The organism is Bacillus sp. MT94 (assembly GCF_058792475.1).
In genome coordinates this window covers 107,023-129,582 of record NZ_JBXAEZ010000008.1, presented here as the reverse complement: position 1 = coordinate 129,582, position 22,560 = coordinate 107,023, and the positions used below count along the sequence as shown (strand labels likewise).

Genomic DNA, 22,560 nt, shown 5'->3' with positions numbered 1-22,560 from the left:
TGATACAACGACTTCTATTGCAAGTGAAGTAGAAGAAAAAGCGAAGCAGTCTGATACATTGTCTTCAGAAATGGTTGAAGCTTTAGGGCATAGTACTCGTGTCTTTACGTCTTTAATTCAAGGTATTCAAACATTGGCAAAAGAAAATGAAGATTCAATGCAAAATGTACAGAAGTTAGAAGAACGAATGAAACAAGTAGAACATATTGTGTCTGTTGTGAGTGCGATTGCTAGCCAAACGAATTTATTAGCACTAAATGCTTCTATTGAGGCAGCTCGCGCAGGAGAGCATGGAAGAGGCTTTGCGGTTGTTGCGGAAGAAGTACGTAAACTTGCTGATGAAAGTGATCATTCTGCAAGAAACATATCGCAGTTATTACGGAATATGCAAGATGAAGTACAACAAGTTGCAATGAAAATGACAGAACAAGTGAAAATAGCTAAAGAAGAGGCGAAACGTGGGGAAGCTACGGAATTAATTTTAAAAGAAATGTCATCAAGTGTTATGGAAGTAGCCGATGCAACTCAGCAAATTAGTAGTTATATGAATGAACAAGTGAGCCACATTCATCAAACAGGAGCACAAACAAAAGCTGTAGCAGCAATTGCTGAAGAAACGTCAGCTGGTTCGCAAGAAGTGGCGCGTGTGACGCTACAACAGTCTAAAAATATGATAGTAATCGATCAATTATTAAAGGATTTAGAGAAACAAGCAACTGATTTGAAACAAACAATTGAACGATTTTCAATGTAAAAGGAAGAACAGAATGCTGTTCTTCTCTTTTTTATTTAGCTTGATTTAATATTTACAGTTAAACTATGAACGTTTCCGCAACATTCTTTTCTGTCCCTTTCGGATGAAAATTATAGCGAGCTATAATATTAAAAGGGGTGTCTTTTATGAAAAAAGAAAAAAGACAACGGTTAATTAAACAATTTGTAAAGGAGTATGAAATAGATAAGCAAGAAAGATTAGTAGAATTGTTAGCAAAAAAAGATGTATTAGTAACACAAGCTACGGTTTCTCGCGATATTCGTGAGTTAAACTTAACGAAGGTACCTTCTCAAGAAGGATTAATGATATATAAAGTTTTCTCAGAAGAGCATGTACAAACTGATATAAAGTTAAAGAAAAAATTACGAGAAGTTGTTGTGAAAATTGATTGTGTAGATCAATTAATGGTTATTAAAACATTACCTGGTAATGCACATGTTATTGGTGTTTTATTTGATGAGTTAGATTGGAAAGAAAAAATAGGATGTATATGTGGAAATGATACATGCCTTATAATTTCACAGTCGAAATCAGATAGGGAGATTATAGAAGAAAGATTAAATTTAATTATTTAGATGCAAAAATCCTGTTTTTAATAAAATTAAAAACAGGATTTTTGTTTAAATACGGAAGTTAAATATTCAACATATATGCGTAATATATGTATTTTTTATTGAGAAAGCGAGATAGTTTGTTATAAAAATACATATTCGTATGATTTTAAAAAAATAACTTGTTTAATATTTCACAATGATAATGTGGATACTTTCACAAAGATGAAAGTGCAGAGCATTTATTATGTACTTGTAAGACATCAAACATATTTAAAAGGAGGTACAACAAATGAAACATCCGATACATGTTACTTCAGAAATTGGGGAATTACAAACGGTTTTATTAAAACGACCGGGTAAAGAAGTGGAAAACTTGACGCCAGATTATTTGCAGCAATTATTATTTGACGATATTCCATACTTACCAATTATTCAAAAAGAGCATGATTATTTTGCACAAACGTTACGCAATCGGGGTGTTGAAGTTCTTTATTTAGAAAAACTAGCCGCTGAGGCGTTAGTAGATAAAAAACTTCGAGAAGAATTTGTTGATCGTATTTTAAAAGAAGGACAGGCCGACGTAAATGTTGCACATCAAACTTTAAAAGAATATTTACTTTCCTTTTCAAATGAAGAATTAATTCAAAAAATTATGGGCGGTGTACGGAAAAACGAAATTGAAACAAGTAAGAAGACACATTTATATGAATTAATGGAAGATCACTATCCGTTTTACTTAGATCCAATGCCTAATTTATATTTTACTCGTGATCCAGCAGCTAGCGTGGGCGATGGCTTAACGATAAATAAGATGAGAGAACCAGCGCGTAGACGTGAATCATTATTCATGGAGTACATCATTAAATATCATCCAAGATTTGCAAAACATAATGTACCAATCTGGTTAGATCGTGATTATAAATTTCCAATTGAAGGTGGCGACGAGCTAATTTTAAATGAAGAAACAATTGCGATTGGAGTATCTGCTCGTACTTCAGCTAAAGCAATTGAACGTTTAGCTAAAAATCTCTTTAGCCGACAAAATAAAATTAAGAAAGTGTTAGCAATAGAAATTCCAAAATGTCGAGCATTTATGCATTTAGATACAGTATTTACAATGGTTGATTATGACAAGTTTACAATTCACCCAGCCATTCAAGGGCCAAAAGGGAATATGAATATTTATATTTTAGAAAAAGGATCAGATGAGGAAACTCTTAAAATTACACATCGTACTTCTTTAATGGAAGCATTAAAAGAGGTATTAGGCTTAAGTGAATTAGTTCTTATTCCATGTGGAGGAGGAGATGTAATTGCTTCTGCTCGTGAACAATGGAATGATGGCTCGAACACATTAGCAATCGCGCCAGGTGTAGTTGTTACATATGATCGCAACTATGTATCTAATACGTTATTACGGGAGCACGGTATAGAAGTAATTGAAGTGCTAAGTTCGGAATTATCTCGTGGTCGTGGGGGTCCACGTTGCATGAGTATGCCAATTGTTCGTAAAGATATTTAGTATAAATAACGGAGAAAGTAGGGATGAAGTATGTTAATGACTAGACCAAATTTAAAAGGAAGAAGCTTTCTAGCAGAAAAAGATTTTACACAAGAAGAATTGTTATATTTTCTAGATTTGGCAGCAGAATTAAAAGAGAAAAAGAAAAATGGTATCCCGCATCATTATTTAGAAGATAAGAATGTAGCGCTCTTATTTGAAAAAACCTCCACTCGTACGCGCTGTGCATTTACAGTAGCATGTACAGATTTAGGGGCGAATCCTGAATATTTAGGGAAAGGTGATATTCAGCTTGGGAAAAAAGAATCCGTAGAGGATACAGCAAAAGTGTTAGGGCGTATGTTTGACGGAATTGAGTTTCGTGGATTTAATCATGAGACTGTAGAATCTTTAGCACAAAATTCTGGTGTGCCAGTTTGGAATGGATTAACAGACATGTGGCATCCAACACAAACACTAGCAGATTTATTAACAATTAGAGAACATGTAGGGAAGTTGAAAAATGTGAAGCTCGTTTACGTTGGAGATGGACGAAATAATGTTGCTAATAGCTTACTAGTTGGTGGAGCAATCGTTGGAATGGATGTACGTATTTGCACACCAGAATCTTTATGGCCTGCACAAGAAGTAATTGATTTAGCAAAAAAATATAATGAACAGGTAATGATAACAAGTAATGTGGAAGAAGCTGTTGCGAATGCAGATGTAATTTATACAGATGTATGGGTGTCTATGGGGGAAGAAGAAAAATTTGCTGAACGTGTCGAGTTATTAAGACCTTATCAAGTAAATATGAAAATGATTAAAGAAACAGGGAATGAAAACGTGATTTTCTTACATTGTTTACCTGCATTTCATGATGTTGAAACGATGTATGGCGAAGAAGTTTACGAGAAATATGGGTTGAAAGAAATGGAGGTAACTGACGAAGTATTCCGCAGTAAACATTCAAAAGTATTTGATCAAGCTGAAAATAGAATGCATACAATTAAAGCGGTTATGGCAGCTACTTTAGGAAACATGGAGTAAAGAAGAAAGGGAGTCTTCCTTTCTTCTTTCTCCTCCTTTAGACACTATCATTCACTATTGCTTTTGTATTGTTATTGCAATTAAAGAGAGGTGAGTGGAATGGGTGAAGATAAGAAATTAGGGTTGTTTACACTAACGGCTCTTGTAGTTGGGTCTATGATTGGCGGTGGAGCCTTTAATTTAGCGAGTGATATGGCAAAAGGTGCTGGTGCTGGAGCCATTATTATTGGCTGGGTTATAACAGGAATTGGGATGATTGCACTTGGATTATCTTTTCAAAATCTAACTGTAAAACGGCCAGATTTAGATGGTGGTATTTTTAGCTATGCAAAAGCAGGATTTGGTAATTTTATGGGATTTAATAGTGCGTGGGGATACTGGCTATCTGCTTGGCTTGGGAATGTAGCTTACGGTACATTATTATTTTCTTCATTAGGATATTTCTTCCCGATCTTTGAAGGCGGTCAAAATGTAGAATCCATTATTGGTGCAAGCGTATTATTGTGGTGTGTTCACATGTTAATTTTACGTGGAGTTCAATCAGCAGCACTTGTGAATTTAGTAACTACAATCGCAAAATTAGTACCTGTATTTGTATTTATTGTCATAGGAATCTTCGCGTTTCATATTGATACATTCTTAGATGGATTTTGGGGGCAAACTGGTTCTTTTTCATGGGGAGCAGTTGGTAGCCAAGTTAAAAGTACAATGCTTGTAACTCTATGGGTATTTATTGGGGTAGAAGGGGCGGTTGTTTTATCCAGTCGAGCAAAAAATAGAAGTGATGTAGGGAAAGCAACGGTTATTGGCTTAATTGGTACACTCATCATTTACATTTTAATCACATTATTGTCTCTTGGACTTATGCAGCAAGCAGATATTGCTGGTTTGAAAAATCCAGCTATGGCTTATTTATTTGAAAGTGTTGTTGGAAAATGGGGTGCTATCTTTATAAATTTAGGTTTGGTCATCTCTGTATTAGGTGCTTGGTTAGGTTGGACTTTGCTCGCTTCTGAAATTCCATATTTAGCGGCTAAAGATGGAGTATTTCCAAAATGGTTCGCAAAAGAAAATAAAAATAAGGCTCCAGTAAATTCATTATGGATAACAAATGGTTTAATTCAAATATTCTTGTTAACATTCGTCGTTTCTGATCAGGCGTATAACTTTGCATTCTCTTTAGCATCTTCAGCTATTTTAATCCCATATGCTTTTTCAGCGTTTTATCAACTGAAGCATAGCTTAAAGTCTGAAGAAGCAGATCGAAATAAAAATATAATAATTGGCTTGATAGCCAGTATTTATGGCGTGTGGCTAGTTTATGCAGCTGGTTTAGAGTATTTATTATTAACAATGACTTTATATGCGCCAGGTATTTTTATTTTTTACAATGTTCAAAAGCAAAAGAGTTCGAAGCAAATATTTACTCGAGTGGAATTAGCATCATCCGTAGCAATTGGTGCTTTAGCATTCTTTGCTATTTATGGATTAATTACAGGCAGTATTACTTTATAAAGCGCTGTGAAAGCGAAATGAACTGGAGGGCTGAAATATGGCACGAAGAAAAATTGTAGTTGCACTAGGGGGAAATGCGATACAGTCTGGAGAAGCTACTGCGGGAGCGCAGCAAGAAGCGTTGGAAAAAACGGCGGAACAACTTGTGAAAATAATGGAAAATGATGTGGATATAGTAATTGCGCATGGAAATGGCCCACAAGTGGGGAATATTTTATTACAGCAAAAAGCTGCAGAAACGGAAAAGACACCTGCAATGCCATTAGATACTTGTGGGGCAATGAGCCAAGGGATGATTGGATATTGGATGGAAAATGCGATTGAAAAGGCATTAAAAAAACGGAATATACAAAAAGATGTAGCAACGGTTATAACGCGCGTTGTTGTGGACAAAAAAGATGAGGCATTTAAAAATCCAACTAAACCAATTGGTCCTTTTTATACAGAAGAAGAGGCCAGAAGATTAATGGATGAAACAAAAGCAGTGTTTAAAGAAGATGCTGGTAGAGGATGGAGACGTGTTGTTCCATCACCGAAGCCTGTAAGTATTCATGAACATAAAGTGATTAATTCTTTGGTGGAAGATGGAAACATAGTGATAGCTGTTGGCGGGGGTGGAATTCCAGTAATTGATTCCGAAGAAGGGTTAAAAGGAACTGAAGCGGTTATCGATAAAGATTTCGCTGCGCAGAAATTAGCAGAATTAGTAGGTGCCGATACGCTCGTTATTTTAACTGCAGTTGATCATGTGTATGTAAATTATAATCAACCGAATCAAAAAAAATTAGAGCATGTCACAGTGAATCAATTAGAAGAATATATTGAAGAACAACAATTTGCTGCGGGAAGCATGCTTCCAAAAATTGAAGCTGCTATTAATTTTGTTAATACAAATCCAAAAAGAAAAACAATTATTACGTCTTTAGAAAAAGTATATGAAGCACTAGAAGAAAAAGCTGGTACTATTATTTCAAAACAGAATGTATGCATGTATGTTTAAATTATTATGTACGCTACTTAGTAGTAAAAAAAAGAATGAGGTTAATAACTTCATTCTTTTTATTTATTAATATTTTTTGTACTCATTGTTCATAAAGTTTTCATGATGAAATCTGAATATATAAGTTAATTATGATAAAATTCAAATTGAATACGCTTTCTTGATTTTTCGCTCCAACATACAGCAAGAGAGAGGGAATTTTATGAATAGACGGAACGTAGTGAAAGACTTAAAGCAGTTCGAATTATTTGCTCATTTAACAGAAAAAAAATTGAAAGGCTTAACAGAGTTTGTTTATTGGCGAACTTATAAAAAAGGTCAATTTTTATTTTTAGAAGGGGATTCAAGGGAAAGAATTTACTTCATGTTAGATGGTTTTGTAAAGTTAGAGCGGGTTAATCAAAATGGGAACTTATTATACGATGACTATGTAAAGCGGTATTCTATTTTTCCTTATGGTGGTATGTTTACAGACAGAGGATATAGCTATACAGCAGAAGCAATGACGGATGTGGAGGTATATTATATTCCAACGGTAATCTTTGAAGATATGGTAAAATCCAGCAGAACGCAATTGATGTACGTTGTTCAGCAATTATCATCTATATTAAAATTGAATGAAAATCGAGTGCAAAATATTACAATTCCTAATGCACAAGATCGTGTTATCCAAACGTTAAATTATTTAATGCAGGATTTAGGAGAACAGAGTGGGGAAAAGATTGTAATTTCATGTCCACTTACAACAATTGAAATATCCAAAATATCTGGAACATCTCGAGAGACAGTTAGCAGCGTATTAAAACAATTAAAAAATGATAGCATTGTTACAATTTTAGATAAAAAAATTACAATACACAATCCAACATATTTTGAAGAAATCTCAATGTGAAAATTGTATATTAATTTTTTAATTCATAATGTATATTAATAAGGTTATTTATATATTTATAAGGAACTTTTTTACGTTATCCTCTATAAAAAGATTGTATAGTATGGTAATAATAGCTAAAATCGATAATAAAAAACAAAGTGAAGGGGAGAAAGAATGATTCGTATTGAGTATGATCGATTAGTAGCTATTTGTTACAGTATAGGGGTTTTGTTATTATTAAAAATTCCAAATGATAATGAATTAATTGGGGAAAAACTATTCAATGTCTATAAGGTTCCGATACATACGTATGTTTATATGAATTATAAAGTCTCAAATATATTGATTGTTTCTTTCATACTACATGTAATTGCATTTATATTATTTTTAAAATGGCTAGGAAAAAAGGAGTCTAGTACATTTAGAAAAATGAATAAGATAAAAGTAGTAGGCATTAGTATATTGATTGTAATGATGCCGTTTATTTTAAATAACATCATCCAGACATTGAATAAAACATGGTACTACGCAGGAAAAACAGGGGTAGAAGCAATAGAATATAAAAAAGAAGATAGCCAGTGTAGTATGGAGAAAAATGGAGATAATATCCAACCGAAGTGCATTGTTACTTTAAAAAATTATCGTAATCATTCACAAGCATTAAAAGTTGTTTTATATGATAATGCAAACGAGAATTCAAAAAGCTATCCAGTACCGAAACCAGTCTATTTACAAAAACACGAGACAAAACAATTCGAATTTCAAGTTCCTGTTTCTTATAATAATGGTATTGAAAAAGATAAAGTACCAGATATTAAATTACATTTATTGCATGAAAATGATACGAAGTACAATTAATCTGTAAGTAAAAGTTTATGAGTAGGAGCAATAATTTGAAACGATATAGAAAATCAACTTGAATCATCCAACATACTGCAAGGTAACGGTATATTGGATGATTTTTTATGTTATCCCCTTGTTTCACGTATGAAAAGGAGGAATACTTTGTTGGAAATGAAAAATATCACAAGGATCATACATGGTTTTTACTTTACGCAATCTGTGAAAGTTAGAGCCATAATAACTAGTTTGCCAATTTTTAATGTCGATATCGGGCCAGTTCACATAGTCACCTAGTGTATAAGGATCTAAGCTTTCTCGTAAATCTTTAACCCAGCGTATATTTTGATTTTCTTCATCATCGCATTTCCAAGAGGTAATGTATTCTTGAGCAATAATTGCTTTACGATGAAAATAAGCCGTTTCATTCGGCGAAATATTTTCAACAGCACCTATGAGCGATTGATGCCAAATACTAGCATCTTTATTTGGTGCATGAGAAAGAAAGTATTGCATGATTTGAATGCCTTTAAGGGGAATAGGTTTATAGACATAGGAACCAGAGCGCTTGAAATTTTCAGGGATGTTACCGCCATTAAAAAATTCGACAGCCTTTATATAAGGAACTTCTTCTATAAAGAGAGAGGGGCTACCAGTTTCAAGAAGAGGGGATAATAGGGAATGGAGTTCAGAGGGAGAACCGACAAACTCGCCTTGTGCTTCAATTTTATTTCGTTGCTTGGCGAATAATTCGATCGATGAAGTGAGACGTTCATCTATATAAGGTGCCCAGTTTTGCCACGCTTGAAATGCAGCAATAAAGTCTTCCCATTCCCATGTAATTGAGAAAATTGATACATTTTTTATCGGGTGGACTCGAAAAGTTAAGGAAGTGACAATTCCGAAGTTTCCACCACCGCCACCACGGCATGCCCAAAAAAGGTTAGAGTTTTCTTGTTCATTTGCACGAATGAGTTTTGCACCAAATTTTCCACACGCTTGTACCATTTCCACTTCCATTAATTGATCACATGTTAATCCAAATAAGCGCGAAAGCATACCAATACTACCGCCAAGTGCTAATCCAACAACTCCAACGCTTGCACTTGTACCAGCAGGAATTGTAACACCGTAATTCCAAAGTTCTTTATAAACAGTGCCAAGATTTGCACCAGCCTCAATTGTTGCTGTTAATTTCTCTGTATTAACAGTAATGCGATGCATTTCACTCACATCAATAATAAGTCCTCTATTTAAAAGAGAAAAATTTTCATAGCTATGACGTCCACTTCTTAACCGAAATGGTATATGACGTTCACGTGCCCATTTTAAGGCGTTACAGATATCCTTGCTATTTTGACAAAAAACAATAATACAAGGGAGTTTTGGAATACTTAAATTTAAATTCATTCGGGCTACATTGTAGTCAGGATCTGTGGGAACAACGATACGACCTGTTAATTTTGTTTGCTTCAATTTATTACTCCTTTCTAAAATAATCAGAGCTTTTTATTAATATATGAAAAATGTCTGTAATACGCGTGGACAAGGAGAGGTGGAGAATGAGATTTACCTTTGTGAGAAATAAATAAAGCATAAGAATAAAGAATCTACATAGAGTTCAATGAAAACAGTTGCAAACTGTTCATATTTTGTTATGATAGTGTTACGAAAACGTTTGCATAAAATTCCGATGGGATGCAAAAGGAGAGAAGGACTATGAATAAGACATGGTGGAAAGAAGCAGTTGCTTATCAAATTTATCCACGAAGCTTTATGGATTCAAATGGTGATGGTATTGGAGATTTACAAGGTATTATTGCAAAACTGGATTATTTAAAAGATTTAGGTATAGATGTAATTTGGATTTGTCCAATGTATAAGTCACCTAATGATGATAATGGTTATGATATTAGTGATTATCAAGATATTATGGATGAGTTTGGTACAATGGCAGACTTTGATGCTTTACTAGATGAAGTTCATAAGCGTGATATGAAGCTTATTATTGATTTAGTTATTAATCATACGAGTGATGAACATCCATGGTTTATTGAATCACGTTCATCTAAAGATAATCCGAAGCGTGATTGGTATATTTGGCATGATGGTAAAGATGGTGCGGAGCCAAACAACTGGGAAAGTATTTTTAATGGTTCGGCATGGGAATATGATGAAGAAACAGAACAATATTATTTACATCTATTCTCACGTAAACAACCAGATTTGAACTGGGAGAATAAAGAAGTTCGCGAAGTACTATATGATACGGTTAATTGGTGGCTTGATAAAGGTATTGATGGTTTCCGCGTTGATGCGATCAGTCATATTAAAAAAGAAGAAGGCCTTAAGGATATGCCAAATCCAAAAGAGTTAAAATATGTGCCATCTTTTGATAAACATATGAATGTGAAAGGTATTCAACCTTTATTAGAAGAGCTAAAAGAAAATACATTCTCTAAGTACGATATTATGACTGTTGGTGAAGCAAATGGCGTTAAGATTGAAGATGCTGAGCTTTGGGTTGGAGAAGAGCAAGGTAAGTTCAATATGGTATTCCAGTTTGAACATTTAAGTTTATGGGATGCAGAGAAGAAGAAAGACCTTGATGTTGTAGGATTGAAAAAAGTATTAACGAAATGGCAAAAAGGATTAGAGAATAAAGGATGGAACGCTTTATATATTGAAAATCACGATAAACCACGTATCGTTTCAACATGGGGAGATGATAAACAATATTGGCGTGAAAGTGCAACAGCTCTAGGAGCGATGTATTTCTTTATGCACGGTACACCGTTTATTTATCAAGGACAAGAAATTGGTATGACAAATGTTCAGTTACCAAATATTGAAGATTACGATGATGTAGCAATTAAAAACTTATATCGCGAGAAAATTGCAGAGGGCGTACCACATCAAGATATGATGGAGATTATATGGGCTTCTTGCCGCGATAATTCACGTACACCTATGCAGTGGAATGATGAGATGAATGCTGGTTTCACAACAAGTACACCTTGGTTTAGCATGAATCCAAATTACAAAGAAATTAATGTTGAAAAGCAAAAAAATGAAGAAAAGTCTATTTTCAATTTCTATAAGAAAATGATTGCCCTGAAAAAAGAGCACGATGTACTGAACTATGGTACGTACGATTTACTTTTAGAAGACGATCCACAAATTTATGCATATACACGTACGTTACAGGATGAAAAAGTCATTGTAATTAGTAATATCTCAAAAGAGGAAGCAGTGTATAATGAGGATTTATTTGCACTAGAACGCAAACGTTTGCTTTTAAATAACTATGAAGTTGCGGAACATGAAGAAGTAACAACAATTGCTTTAAAACCTTATGAAACAAGGGTTTATCGCATTTCATAATAAAAAAGGATGCTCTTTGAGCATCTTTTTTTATGAAAAAAAATAAATTTCTATTGCAAAGTGAAAACGCTTTTATTAAAATAGATTTATGAAAACGGTTGCGTAAAGATAAAAATAAAGTAACATAAGGAATCGTTTTCATAAAGGGAACAGAAATTATAATTTAAATCATTATGTTGTTATAAATAAAGGGGAGGAAGAACAGATGAAAATTACGTCTTTTGATTTTTGGCAAAAGTTCGGGAAAGCGTTATTAGTTGTTGTAGCCGTAATGCCAGCAGCTGGTTTAATGATTTCCATCGGTAAGTTAATTGGTATGTCTGCTGGGGATGTTAACGCAGTTCATACAATTGCTCGCGTAATGGAAGACATCGGTTGGGCAATCATTACAAATCTACACATCTTATTCGCAGTAGCAATTGGGGGATCTTGGGCGAAGGATCGTGCAGGTGGTGCATTTGCAGCGCTATTAGCATTCGTCTTAACAAACCGAATTACAGGAGCTATATTTGGCGTAAACGCTCAAATGTTAGCGGATTCAAAAGCGACAGTTTCTTCAGTAATAGCAGGAGATTTACTTGTAAAAGATTACTTTACTTCTGTACTTGGTGCACCAGCATTAAACATGGGAGTTTTCGTGGGGATTATCACAGGTTTCTTAGGAGCTAATCTATATAACAAATATTATAACTATAATAAACTGCCACAGGCATTAGCATTCTTTAATGGAAAACGATTTGTACCATTCGTTGTAATTCTTTGGTCTACAGTTACTGCGATTGTATTATCACTTCTATGGCCATTCATCCAAAGTGGGTTAAATGAATTTGGTCGCTGGATTGCAGCTTCAAAAGATAGTGCACCAGTTGTTGCACCGTTTGTATATGGAACGTTAGAGCGTTTATTATTACCATTTGGTTTACACCATATGTTAACGATTCCGATGAACTATACAGAGCTAGGCGGAACATATACGATGCTAACTGGTTCAAAAGTTGGACAAGTTGTAGCAGGACAAGATCCATTATGGCTTGCATGGATTACAGATTTAAATAATTTATTGGCAAATGGAGATACGAAGGCATATAACGATTTATTAAATAACGTTGTACCAGCTCGTTTCAAAGCTGGACAAGTTATCGGCTCAACAGCAGCGTTAATGGGGATTGCATTTGCGATGTTCCGTAACGTTGATAAAGAAAAGCGTGCAAAATATAAACCAATGTTTTTATCAGCAGCATTAGCAGTATTCTTAACAGGTGTAACAGAACCAATTGAATTCATGTTCATGTTTATTGCTCCAGTATTATATGTTGTATATGCTATTACAACAGGACTTGCATTCGCATTAGCTGATTTAATTAACTTACGTGTTCATGCATTTGGATTTATTGAGTTAATTACTCGTACACCAATGATGGTTAACGCAGGTTTAACAAGAGACTTAATCAACTTTGTTATTGTTTCATTAGTGTTCTTCGGTCTTAACTTTACACTATTTAATTTCTTAATTAAAAAATTCAATTTACCAACACCAGGGCGTGCAGGTAACTATATTGATAATGAAGATGAGGCATCAGAAGGAACAGGAAATGTACAAGATGGTTCATTAGCAACAAAAGTTATCGATTTATTAGGTGGAAAAGAAAATATTGCTGACGTAGATGCTTGTATGACACGCTTACGTGTAACAGTAAAAGACTTAGATGTTGTTGCACCAGAAGCACAGTGGAAACAAAATGGTGCTTTAGGGCTTATTGTAAAAGATAAAGGTGTACAAGCGGTATATGGTCCGAAAGCTGACGTATTAAAGTCAGACATTCAAGATATGTTAGGTGCGTAATAATATGAAATTGCTAACTTTAAACTGTCATTCTTGGCAAGAAGAGAATCAAATAGAAAAGATAAAATACCTTGCTAAAGTAATTCAAGAAGAAGAGTACGATGTCATCGCATTGCAAGAAGTAAGTCAGTCCATACAAGCTGAAAATGTATGCGGTAACAAGAAAGAAGATAATTTTGGACTTTTACTATTAGAAGAGTTAAAAGCACTACATGTAAAAGATTACAATATTACTTGGGATTTCTCTCATATTGGTTATGACGTGTATGAAGAAGGATTAGCGATTATAACGAAGCATAATATTATAAAAGAAGATACGTTCTTCATTTCAGAAAACGAGGATACAACGTATTGGAAAACACGTAAAATTGTAAGTACAACAATTGCTTATAATGGTAAAGATATAACGTTTTACTCTTGCCATCTCGGTTGGTGGAATGATGAAGAAGAGTCATTCAAAGGTCAAATCAATCGTTTGATGGGGCGTGTAGATAGCAATAAGCTCGCCTTCTTAATGGGGGATTTTAATAACAATGCTCGCTTGGAAGGCGAAGGTTATGAGTATATGATGCAAAAAGGGTTGTATGACACATATGAATTAGCAATAGAGAAGGATGAAGGAACGACTGTCCAAGGCGAGATTGCTGGTTGGGATGAAAATAAACATAATTTGCGAATAGATCTAATATTGTGTAACCAAAGTAAAAAAGTTCATTCTTCAAAAGTTATTTTTAATGGTACAAACAGAAATGTAATTTCAGATCATTTCGGTGTAGAGATTCAATTGGATATATAATAGAAGAAATCCTCACAGAGAATAAAAGCTGTGAGGATTTTTTTTAGGAATACAAGTATTTCCAAGAGAAAATACTTGTATTTTTTATGACATTTCATATATATTTGTTATTATTGAATGTAAAACCGATTTGGTCATTTTGTATTCATACTTTGACTCACTTCGTTATATAATAAAGTAAGTGAAAGTTAATGGGAAAAAATAGTACGTTTTTGGTTAATACACGATGTAGAAAGTGATATAATTGCAAAATGCATGTATCATTTTCTAAAGAAGGAAAAATATATAATTAGGTGATAACTTCTATGAAACAGATTTGGCGTATTTATAAGACAGATTTACGGAATGTAGCCAAACATTGGGCTGCAATTGTTATTGTTTTAGGATTAATGATTTTACCATCGTTATATGCATGGTTTAACATTAAAGCTTCTTGGGATCCGTATGGAAATACAAAAGAGGTTCCCATTGCAGTTTCTAACCAAGATGCAGGTTCTAATTTAAGAGGGAAAGATATTAATATCGGGAAAGAGATTGTAGACTCCCTTAAGAAAAATAAAAATCTTGGCTGGAAATTTGTAGATGAAAAACAAGCGATTTACGGAGTTGAGCGTGGGGATTATTATGCAAGTATTACGATTCCAAAAGACTTCTCTGAAAAAATTGCAACTGTTCTGGATGAAAATCCTAAAAAACCAGAACTGGATTACTATGTGAATGAAAAAGTAAACGCGATTGCACCGAAGATTACAGCAAAAGGTGCATCAGGTATTACAGAAGAAATTAGTAAAAACTTTGTAAAAACAGCAAACGGTGAGATTTTTAAAATTTTCAATGACCTTGGAATCGATTTAGAAACAAACTTACCAAGTATCGAAAAAGTAAAAGATCTTGTATTTAAGTTAGAAGCGCAGTTCCCAGAAATGAATACACTTATGGATAAGGCATTAGATGATGCAACTCGAGCAGAAGATGTTGTGAAAGTAGCGCAAAAAGAGTTGCCAGTTGTAGAGAGTGTTATGAATGATGGGCAAGAAGCGTTAGGGAATTTAGATAAATTCTTTGCGAGAAATGATGAAACATTGAATCGCGCTCCGGGAACTATTAAGAATAATTTAATGGTAATGCAAAAAGGTTTAGATGGTGCCGCGGCAATTACGGATTTCTTAAAGAATCCATCATTGGATTTCAATCTGGCACTTCCAGATCCATCCAAGTTCCCAGACTTACCGAATATAACCATCCCGCAAATACCAACACTTCCAGAGTTACCGCAAGTGAATGGCGAGGGATATAAAAATATTGCTAAAAATATTAATCAAACTGTAAATAATGTTTTTAGTTCAATACGTGTCGGAACAACTTATGCACAAGGCGTTATAAACGGATTGCAAAATGGTAATTTTGATCCAGAAAAAGCAAAACAAGACCTTAATAAGGTTTCTGAAAATCTTCAAGGTCGTGCAGATAGTGTTTCATATTTAATTGATGTCTTTACTAAATTTAAGGAATTTGCACCAACTGATTCTGGAAAAGACTTCTTCCAAAAACGAATAGATAAATTAACGAATCTTAAATCAGCTATAGAAAATGCAAATGGCGGCGTTAAAGATATCGCTAATATTATTGGTACAGGGCAAGAAGTGAAACAAGATGTCAGAGATGCTGCTAATAAAAAGTTAGATGCAATAAATAACTTGGTAAATCAAGCAGAAGCAGATTATAATGCGACGTTTGTAGCAGATTTTGAAAAAGCAGTAAGTACAGCTGAGCAATTGAAAAATAAGGCTGACAATGTAAAAGAAGATGCTCAGCAGCTTAGAGGCAATTTAAATCAAGATATAAATAAGGCTAATGAGATATTAAACAATGGTAGAGAGAACTATGATCAGGCTGTAGCGGATTATGCAAAACTAAAAACCAGTCTTGAAAAGGCAAAAGAAGATTTAAGTAATAAAGGTGTTAACGGCTTAGATTCTACAAAAGTAGCCTTAAATGAATTAAATGGGCAGTTTAAAGCAAGTTGGAATTTAGTTAATGACATGATTCCAGTTCTGGAAAGTACAAATAAAGTGTTAGCTGATGTGAATAGTGATAAAAACCTTAATGGTACAATTTCTAAGTTAAATAAAGCAAAAGATGGTTTGCAAAAAGGAATGGAGTTAACTGATAAAGGAATTGACGCTATTAATAAAGGTCAAAAACCAGCAGCTGATGTTATTGAAAGTATTAATCAAGTGTCTAAAAGTGTTTCGGGTCAAATTGGTGACATTTTAGCTAAATATGACTCAGAAATCACTCCAAATTTCAATGCAGCAATTGCTCGCACAAAAGAGATGTCTAAAAACACATCTCAAATTTTAAAAGAGGCAGACAAAAAGCTTCCAGATGTTAAAAAATTACTAGAAGATTCATCAAAAGGCTTAGTAGATGGTAAAAAGAAATTAGCAGACATTAAAGCTGAAATGCCAGCTACTGAGAAAAAGATTAAAGAATTAGCAGATAAAATTCGTGATTTTGAATCTGAAGAGGATTTAAAAGACATCATACGTTTATTGAAAAATGATGTTGAAAAGCAAAGTGATTACTTTGCGAATCCAGTAAATTTAAAAGAGAATAAATTATTTGCGATGCCGAACTACGGTTCAGCAATGTCACCATTCTATACAGTGCTTGCATTATGGGTAGGCGCATTATTAATGGTTTCATTATTAACAGTAGAAGTACACGAAGAGGGCGCGAATTATAAGAGCCATGAAATTTACTTCGGACGTTTATTAACATTCTTAACGATAGGTCTTTCACAAGCGTTTATCGTATCGATGGGAGATATATTCTTACTCGGTACGTACGTAGTCGATAAGTTCTGGTTTGTGTTATTTAGTTTATTTATTGGTGGAGTCTTCGTTTGTATCGTATACTCACTCGTTTCTATTTTCGGAAACGTTGGGAAATCGATGGCGATCATTTTACTTGTACTACAAGTAGCAGGATCGGGCGGAACATTCCCAATCCAAATGACACCAGCGTTCTTCCAAGCAATTTATCCGTTCTTACCGTTCACATACGCAATTAGTGCAATTCGTGAAACGGTTGGCGGAATGCTTTGGGATATCGTAATAAGAGACTTACTTGTGTTAAGTGTTTTCGTAGTAGTTATGATTGTTGCTGCGTTATTACTGAAAACACCAATTAACAAATCAAGTGAAAAATTTGTTGAGAATGCAAAAGGAAGTAAAATCATTCACTAAGAAAAGGTTCCTACCGAGAGCGGTAGGAACCTTTTTGTTTAATCGAACTTTAATTTTTTTAATGCGTCTGCGAACGGGTTGTTTAATGGTTCTTCTTCTTTTTTCTGTTGTTTCATATATTTTTGGACGTCACGTTTATCAGCTTTGTTTCCAGATTCTTTTTTACGTCTCTCTTGGAATGTAGAAAGTTTCTCACGATAGCCACATTTACATGCAAAGATTTGACCTGCACCTTCACCACGTAATTCTAGTTTCTTCTTACATTGTGGGCAACGAGCGTTTGTTGTGCGAGATACATTTTTACGATGACCACATTCACGGTCTTGGCATACGAGCATTTTTCCTTTTTTGCCGTTTACTTCTAACATCGGTTTACCACAGTCTGGACAAGACTTCGTTGAAATGTTGTCATGTTTATATTTTTTATCACTCGATTTAATTTCAGAAACAATTTCTTTCGTATAGTTCTTCATTTCAGAAATGAATACTTCTTTTTTTAGCTTACCTTTTGCGATAGCCTCAAGTTTTTGTTCCCATTCACCAGTTAGTGTAGGGGATTTTAACTCTTCTGGTACTAAATCAAGTAACTGACGGCCTTTTGAAGTAATATGAATATCTTTGCCGCGTTTTTCAATTAAGAAAGAGTTGAAAAGTTTGTCGATAATATCTGCACGTGTCGCTACAGTACCTAATCCACCAGTCGATTTTAACGTATCAGCAAGTTGTTTATTTTGCGTATCCATATATTTTGTAGGATTCTCCATTGCTGAAAGTAAAGTTGCTTCATTAAAGCGTGCAGGTGCTTTCGTTTGGCCTGATGTTTGCATAATTAACTTTACAGTTAATGTATCGCCCTTTTCAATGCGAGGAAGAAGCTGCTCTTTTACGTCATCAGTTACATCATCGTCTTCAAATCGATTTTCGTATACTTCCTTCCAGCCAGCATGTAAAATCGTTTTTCCGCGTGCAATGAACGTTTCACTACCAACTTTAGTACGTAATGTTAGTTGCTCGTATTCGAATGCTGGGAATAAAACAGCTAAGAAACGTTTTACAACTAAATCATAAATTTTGCGTTCTTTATCTGTGAATGCTGAGAAGTTAACGTATCCTTCTGTTGGAATAATCGCATGATGATCGCTTACTTTACTATCATCAACAAATGATTTGTTAGGTTTGATAGGCTTTTGTAATACTTTATGTGCGAAGGGACGGTATTCTCCAACACCACATGCTTTTAGACGTTCTGGAAGTGTTCCAACGATATCAGATGAAATGTAGCGTGAATCTGTACGAGGGTACGTTAGCACTTTATGCTGTTCATACAATTTCTGCATAATATTTAATGTTTCTTTAGCAGAGTAACCGAACTTTTTATTTGCATCACGTTGCAATTCAGTTAAATCGTAAAGACCAGGAGAGAATGACTTCTTCTGTTTCTTATCAATTTCCACAACAGTAGCATGTTGTTTATCTAAACTTTTTACAATACCATCAATTTTTTCTTTATTAAAACTACGGCTATTGCCATTTGCATCTTGCCAAGTAAGTTTGAGTTTCTCCATCGTTTGAGCTTCGATGCCGTAGTAAGTTTGAGCTTTGAAGTTCTTTATTTCATCCTCACGACTAGCAATCATAGCAACAGTAGGGGTTTGTACACGGCCGCAATTTAACTGGGCATTAAAGCGAGTCGTTAAAGCACGAGTTGCATTAAGACCGATATACCAGTCAGCTTCTGAACGCGCAACTGCTGAAGCGTATAAATTGTCATAGGCTTTACCTGGTTTTAAATTTGCAAAACCATCTTTAATTGCTTTATCGGTTACAGAAGAAATCCATAAACGTTTGATTGGTTTATTTAGCTTAACTTTATCGATAATCCAGCGTGCGACTAATTCCCCTTCACGTCCAGCGTCTGTTGCTACAATAATTTCATTTACATCTTTTCTAAGTAGCTGACTTTTTACAGCATTAAATTGTTTACCAGTTTGTTTAATAACCGTTAATTTCAAACGCTCAGGTAGCATCGGTAAATCTTCTAAATTCCACTTTTTATATTTCACATCATAACTTTCTGGATCTGCTAATGTAACGAGATGACCTAAAGCCCAAGTTACAATATATTTACTACCTTCAAGATAGCCGTTTCCTTTTTTATCACACTTCAGTACACGAGCAATATCTCGTGCAACGGAAGGTTTTTCAGCGATTACAATACTTTTTGCCATTTAATTGAACTCCTTTATTAACTATATATCGTCTAATATACCACAGTTTTCAAGAGGAAATGTAAAGGAGGCTCCTATCTTATAGTCAGATGTTTCTTTCTAGAAATTCCTTTTAAAATTATTAATTGAACTAATATTTTTTGATTAGTTGATTAAGTGGGGATGGGATTTTTATGGGATTTATCCCGCATTAACGGGCAGTAAGACCCCCACCTCAAAATTCAGTGGAAGCAAAGAAGTTAGGTAGGGTCGGGCTGCCCGTAAAAGCCCGATTGGTGAAGGCTAATAATCAGTGAGGGATGAACAAAACCCCACTGATTAAAGTTTCACTTTATTATTTAGTGCTCCTTTTTTGATCTTATTAAGAGTATCAAAATATAAGAATACATTTTGATACATGAGAGAAAGTGCTCATGTATCATATTTAAAAATCTAAAAAACTATTTTTAGAAAATTCTATAAAAGGATATTGCGTATATTTAACTATAATGGTAAACTTTAGTAGAACCCGGGGGATGTTGAGAAGAAGAGTGGAATTATTATTTTTATATTAAAATTAAGTGGATGTTCAAGGAGGATATTTATAATGAAAAAAGTTATGATTATGAATCTTATTGGATGTAGCGCAGCTACTGCATCAGCAATTATGGCCGCTTTAGATTGGATTTCTTATGCTTCTTTACTATTGTCTCTAACTGGAATTGGTGCTGCAGCTTCTGCAGCTGTTTGGAGCTATCGTGCTACAATTTTAGGAATGACTAGAATGGGTAAGAGGGCTGCAGCAAGAGCTCTTTAAAAAGGACATTAGGGGGGCAAAATTGCCCCCTAATTATGATGAGGTGTATTCTAAAATTTAATTTTAGAATGATATGTTTATAGGGTATTAGAGTTATGTAATAGAAGAGGCACACAGCTATTTGTGTATTAAAAAACATAACGATTTATTAATTTACTTATATTAGGGAGATAAAAATGTTTAAGTTAATACATAAAAGGGGCATAAATTTATTATCTTTTTTGCTACTCATTCTAGTAGTGGTCGCAAATTCACTTTTTACAATTAAACAGTTTAAAGTTATTGAAGAATTTCATAAAATGGAAATGCCGTTACAATTATTTACAGATTCTTTTGTCACAGTCTTTTTAATTTTAATACAATTGGTTGTGAGTATTACAGTAGTAGTAATAGAAACATTATTTATTACTTTTAGTACAAATTTTATTACTCATAAAAAACTAAAATTCAGCAATTTTTTTCCAATAATAGTTTCTGCGAATATAGCATCTGTGCTATTAAATATGGTTATTTTTTCGATTGCTGGTTTAAACAATTTATACGATGTTCAATGGATAGGGTGGTCTCCAGGATCTCAACTATTTTTGGCAGGTTTTGTTTATCTATATTTACTTAATTTAGATGATTCTATTTCGAATAGATTGAAAATAAAGCTAAGTACAATTATATTTTTAATAACTTATGGTTTGACAGTTATCTTTCAAATGATGATTACTTTTATTTAGTCTAAATAACTTTAGGAGGGTGTAATAGATGGAAAAGAATTTTAAGTTTAAGATGAAAGTAATGTTAGTAGTATCGATTTTATTTGGTGTAGTAGCGGCATATAGTTTGATAAAAACTGTTATAAATTTATTAGGAAATTAAAGCGGATGAAATACTTTAAATTTAAAAGATTGATGAAAAAAAGAAAAGCATTTGCAAATATGGAAGTTTTATTTGGGGATTTTTTAAACAAATTTGCCGATGGCGATAAAAAATTATTGCTATCTTTTTTTTATAATATAAATATATGTATTACATTTGTTTCAATTTTGGCACCAATCTTTGTTTATGAATTAATGCATTATTTTCGTTCGTCTATAAATCCCTTTTATAGTGCGACTGTCTATCTTTTTTTAACAATTTTGATGACAGATATTAATAATGATGATTATGATTCAGAAGAAATTGAGAATATTTCTCAATGGATGCATAAGGCTCAAAACAATAATTTTAAATTACTTATCATAGAAAAATTGCTACGGACATTTGGAACAAAAATTCTTTTTTATTGTATTTTTAGTATCATTTTTATGGTTGAGCTGCAGTTTAGTTACATAACAATATTTATATATGAATGCTTGGTGATAGTAATAGTTTCAGCGATTATTCTATCAAAATTTTTATGGAGTAATCATCAGATTATCTTTTTCTTTATTCATGGACCAAACTATACGAAAAAGAAAGAGCATATAATCAAGTATCAAAACGGCAAGCAGTTGGATAAGTATCGAATGGCGTTAGCTCGATCTTGCCAAAATAGAACTTTCTTTTTACATATATTTTATACTTATCTGTTTGCAATAGCTTCACTATTGATAATCGGCATTTTAAATTTTTATTTTAGCATTAATAAAATTATTATAATTTCCGTTTATTTAGCTGTTGAAAGTGCGATTCTTAGTTTTCTATCTCAAGGAATTATAAATAGCTCAAAAATGTTACAAACTTCTAACTTGAGTGATTTTTATTATATAAGGAAGTTTGATAAGAAAACATATTTTGAGGATTTACTTTCCAAATTTCTGTCAAGAAAGCTTATAGTAATTCTAATTAGTTATTATATTGGTGCATTTATGTTTTATGGAACTTCATTGTTTACAGGTATTACTATTTTTGGTTCAACAATTATTTACTTCTACTCAATAAAAATCATAACTAAAAGAGTATACCGCTTTAAAAAATTATCAATAGAAGATATAAAAAATAATTTCTTTATGTACTTTTTTAATCCTATTGAAGATTTGTTAGTTTTAGGTTTACCATTTGTAACATGTAGTCTTGTGGCTGTTTATTCAATGAAGCTAGGGAATTTATATCCTGTAATGGGCTTTTTTATCGTTTATTCTATTTATTTGGTATTTTATAATTTCCTAAAAAAAGAGAGGTAA

General features: G+C 33.5%; 16 protein-coding genes and 1 pseudogene. 15 read left to right on the top strand and 2 right to left on the bottom strand.

The genetic code is table 11. The features are described 5' to 3' along the window. Positions 1–181 precede the first annotated feature (181 nt). The 8 genes and pseudogenes from AC1Q51_RS24130 to AC1Q51_RS24095 all read left to right on the top strand — a co-directional run. Positions 182–754: pseudogene (locus tag AC1Q51_RS24130) on the top strand (methyl-accepting chemotaxis protein); the annotation flags it as partial. Between the two features lie 146 nt (positions 755–900). After that, a complete protein-coding gene (gene argR, locus AC1Q51_RS24125) occupies positions 901–1,350 on the top strand; it encodes an arginine repressor (RefSeq protein WP_000711827.1) in 450 nt (149 codons plus the stop codon). A gap of 268 nt (positions 1,351–1,618) precedes the next feature. Beyond that, positions 1,619–2,851, top strand: a complete 1,233-nt coding sequence (arcA, locus tag AC1Q51_RS24120) for an arginine deiminase (RefSeq protein ID WP_000682331.1) — start codon at positions 1,619–1,621, stop codon at positions 2,849–2,851. Positions 2,852–2,881: 30 nt separating this feature from the next. Continuing rightward, positions 2,882–3,880 carry an ornithine carbamoyltransferase gene (argF, locus tag AC1Q51_RS24115; RefSeq protein WP_000930283.1) on the top strand — a complete coding sequence of 333 codons (999 nt, stop codon included), beginning with the start codon at positions 2,882–2,884 and terminating at the stop codon, positions 3,878–3,880. 99 nt (positions 3,881–3,979) lie between these two features. After that, positions 3,980–5,395, top strand: coding sequence for an arginine-ornithine antiporter (gene arcD, locus AC1Q51_RS24110; protein WP_000503412.1), 1,416 nt, complete (start codon positions 3,980–3,982; stop codon positions 5,393–5,395). A 37-nt stretch (positions 5,396–5,432) separates the two neighbouring features. After that, positions 5,433–6,395, top strand: a complete 963-nt coding sequence (gene arcC / locus AC1Q51_RS24105) for a carbamate kinase (protein ID WP_492331776.1) — start codon at positions 5,433–5,435, stop codon at positions 6,393–6,395. 202 nt (positions 6,396–6,597) lie between these two features. Continuing rightward, positions 6,598–7,287: a Crp/Fnr family transcriptional regulator gene (locus tag AC1Q51_RS24100; protein ID WP_097924654.1), complete on the top strand. Its 690-nt coding sequence runs from the start codon at positions 6,598–6,600 to the stop codon at positions 7,285–7,287. Between the two features lie 156 nt (positions 7,288–7,443). Beyond that, positions 7,444–8,127 carry a hypothetical protein gene (locus AC1Q51_RS24095; RefSeq protein WP_069354891.1) on the top strand — a complete coding sequence of 228 codons (684 nt, stop codon included), beginning with the start codon at positions 7,444–7,446 and terminating at the stop codon, positions 8,125–8,127. 123 nt (positions 8,128–8,250) lie between these two features. On the opposite strand, the gene AC1Q51_RS24090 is transcribed toward AC1Q51_RS24095, so the two are convergent. Then, positions 8,251–9,585: an FAD-binding oxidoreductase gene (locus AC1Q51_RS24090; RefSeq protein WP_492331775.1), complete on the bottom strand. Its 1,335-nt coding sequence runs from the start codon at positions 9,583–9,585 to the stop codon at positions 8,251–8,253. Between the two features lie 243 nt (positions 9,586–9,828). On the opposite strand from AC1Q51_RS24090, the gene AC1Q51_RS24085 reads away from it, so the two are divergent. The 4 genes from AC1Q51_RS24085 to AC1Q51_RS24070 all read left to right on the top strand — a co-directional run bounded on the left by AC1Q51_RS24085 (position 9,829) and on the right by AC1Q51_RS24070 (position 17,383). Continuing rightward, positions 9,829–11,493: a glycoside hydrolase family 13 protein gene (locus tag AC1Q51_RS24085; RefSeq protein WP_001044701.1), complete on the top strand. Its 1,665-nt coding sequence runs from the start codon at positions 9,829–9,831 to the stop codon at positions 11,491–11,493. A 205-nt stretch (positions 11,494–11,698) separates the two neighbouring features. After that, on the top strand, positions 11,699–13,336 hold the full coding sequence (locus AC1Q51_RS24080) for a PTS transporter subunit IIBC (RefSeq protein ID WP_000705569.1): 1,638 nt from the start codon (positions 11,699–11,701) through the stop codon (positions 13,334–13,336). 4 nt (positions 13,337–13,340) lie between these two features. Next, on the top strand, positions 13,341–14,132 hold the full coding sequence (locus AC1Q51_RS24075) for an endonuclease/exonuclease/phosphatase family protein (protein ID WP_097924650.1): 792 nt from the start codon (positions 13,341–13,343) through the stop codon (positions 14,130–14,132). A gap of 305 nt (positions 14,133–14,437) precedes the next feature. Further along, on the top strand, positions 14,438–17,383 hold the full coding sequence (locus tag AC1Q51_RS24070) for a YhgE/Pip domain-containing protein (RefSeq protein WP_090978211.1): 2,946 nt from the start codon (positions 14,438–14,440) through the stop codon (positions 17,381–17,383). 38 nt (positions 17,384–17,421) lie between these two features. Here AC1Q51_RS24070 and topB read toward each other — a convergent pair whose 3' ends face one another. Beyond that, positions 17,422–19,611 carry a DNA topoisomerase III gene (gene topB, locus AC1Q51_RS24065; RefSeq protein WP_090978213.1) on the bottom strand — a complete coding sequence of 730 codons (2,190 nt, stop codon included), beginning with the start codon at positions 19,609–19,611 and terminating at the stop codon, positions 17,422–17,424. Positions 19,612–20,197: 586 nt separating this feature from the next. On the opposite strand from topB, the gene AC1Q51_RS24060 reads away from it, so the two are divergent. From AC1Q51_RS24060 to AC1Q51_RS24050, 3 genes are all read left to right on the top strand, one after another. Next, the gene (locus tag AC1Q51_RS24060; protein ID WP_090978215.1) at positions 20,198–20,407 is read left to right on the top strand and encodes a hypothetical protein; all 210 of its coding nucleotides are present in this window, start codon (positions 20,198–20,200) and stop codon (positions 20,405–20,407) included. A gap of 176 nt (positions 20,408–20,583) precedes the next feature. Next, the gene (locus AC1Q51_RS24055; RefSeq protein WP_097913222.1) at positions 20,584–21,132 is read left to right on the top strand and encodes a hypothetical protein; all 549 of its coding nucleotides are present in this window, start codon (positions 20,584–20,586) and stop codon (positions 21,130–21,132) included. Positions 21,133–21,306: 174 nt separating this feature from the next. Beyond that, a complete protein-coding gene (locus AC1Q51_RS24050; RefSeq protein WP_257130310.1) occupies positions 21,307–22,560 on the top strand; it encodes a sugar transporter in 1,254 nt (417 codons plus the stop codon).

Excerpts from the sequence above, each read along its gene's own strand:
- argR (WP_000711827.1), top strand. The coding sequence starts at position 901 with ATGAAAAAAGAAAAAAGACAACGGTTAATTAAACAATTTGTAAAGGAG.
- arcA (WP_000682331.1), top strand. The coding sequence starts at position 1,619 with ATGAAACATCCGATACATGTTACTTCAGAAATTGGGGAATTACAAACG.
- argF (WP_000930283.1), top strand. The coding sequence starts at position 2,882 with ATGTTAATGACTAGACCAAATTTAAAAGGAAGAAGCTTTCTAGCAGAA.
- arcD (WP_000503412.1), top strand. The coding sequence starts at position 3,980 with ATGGGTGAAGATAAGAAATTAGGGTTGTTTACACTAACGGCTCTTGTA.
- arcC (WP_492331776.1), top strand. The coding sequence starts at position 5,433 with ATGGCACGAAGAAAAATTGTAGTTGCACTAGGGGGAAATGCGATACAG.
- AC1Q51_RS24100 (WP_097924654.1), top strand. The coding sequence starts at position 6,598 with ATGAATAGACGGAACGTAGTGAAAGACTTAAAGCAGTTCGAATTATTT.
- AC1Q51_RS24095 (WP_069354891.1), top strand. The coding sequence starts at position 7,444 with ATGATTCGTATTGAGTATGATCGATTAGTAGCTATTTGTTACAGTATA.
- AC1Q51_RS24085 (WP_001044701.1), top strand. The coding sequence starts at position 9,829 with ATGAATAAGACATGGTGGAAAGAAGCAGTTGCTTATCAAATTTATCCA.
- AC1Q51_RS24080 (WP_000705569.1), top strand. The coding sequence starts at position 11,699 with ATGAAAATTACGTCTTTTGATTTTTGGCAAAAGTTCGGGAAAGCGTTA.
- AC1Q51_RS24075 (WP_097924650.1), top strand. The coding sequence starts at position 13,341 with ATGAAATTGCTAACTTTAAACTGTCATTCTTGGCAAGAAGAGAATCAA.
- AC1Q51_RS24070 (WP_090978211.1), top strand. The coding sequence starts at position 14,438 with ATGAAACAGATTTGGCGTATTTATAAGACAGATTTACGGAATGTAGCC.
- topB (WP_090978213.1), bottom strand. The coding sequence starts at position 19,611 with ATGGCAAAAAGTATTGTAATCGCTGAAAAACCTTCCGTTGCACGAGAT.
- AC1Q51_RS24060 (WP_090978215.1), top strand. The coding sequence starts at position 20,198 with ATGAAAAAAGTTATGATTATGAATCTTATTGGATGTAGCGCAGCTACT.
- AC1Q51_RS24055 (WP_097913222.1), top strand. The coding sequence starts at position 20,584 with ATGTTTAAGTTAATACATAAAAGGGGCATAAATTTATTATCTTTTTTG.
- AC1Q51_RS24050 (WP_257130310.1), top strand. The coding sequence starts at position 21,307 with ATGAAAAAAAGAAAAGCATTTGCAAATATGGAAGTTTTATTTGGGGAT.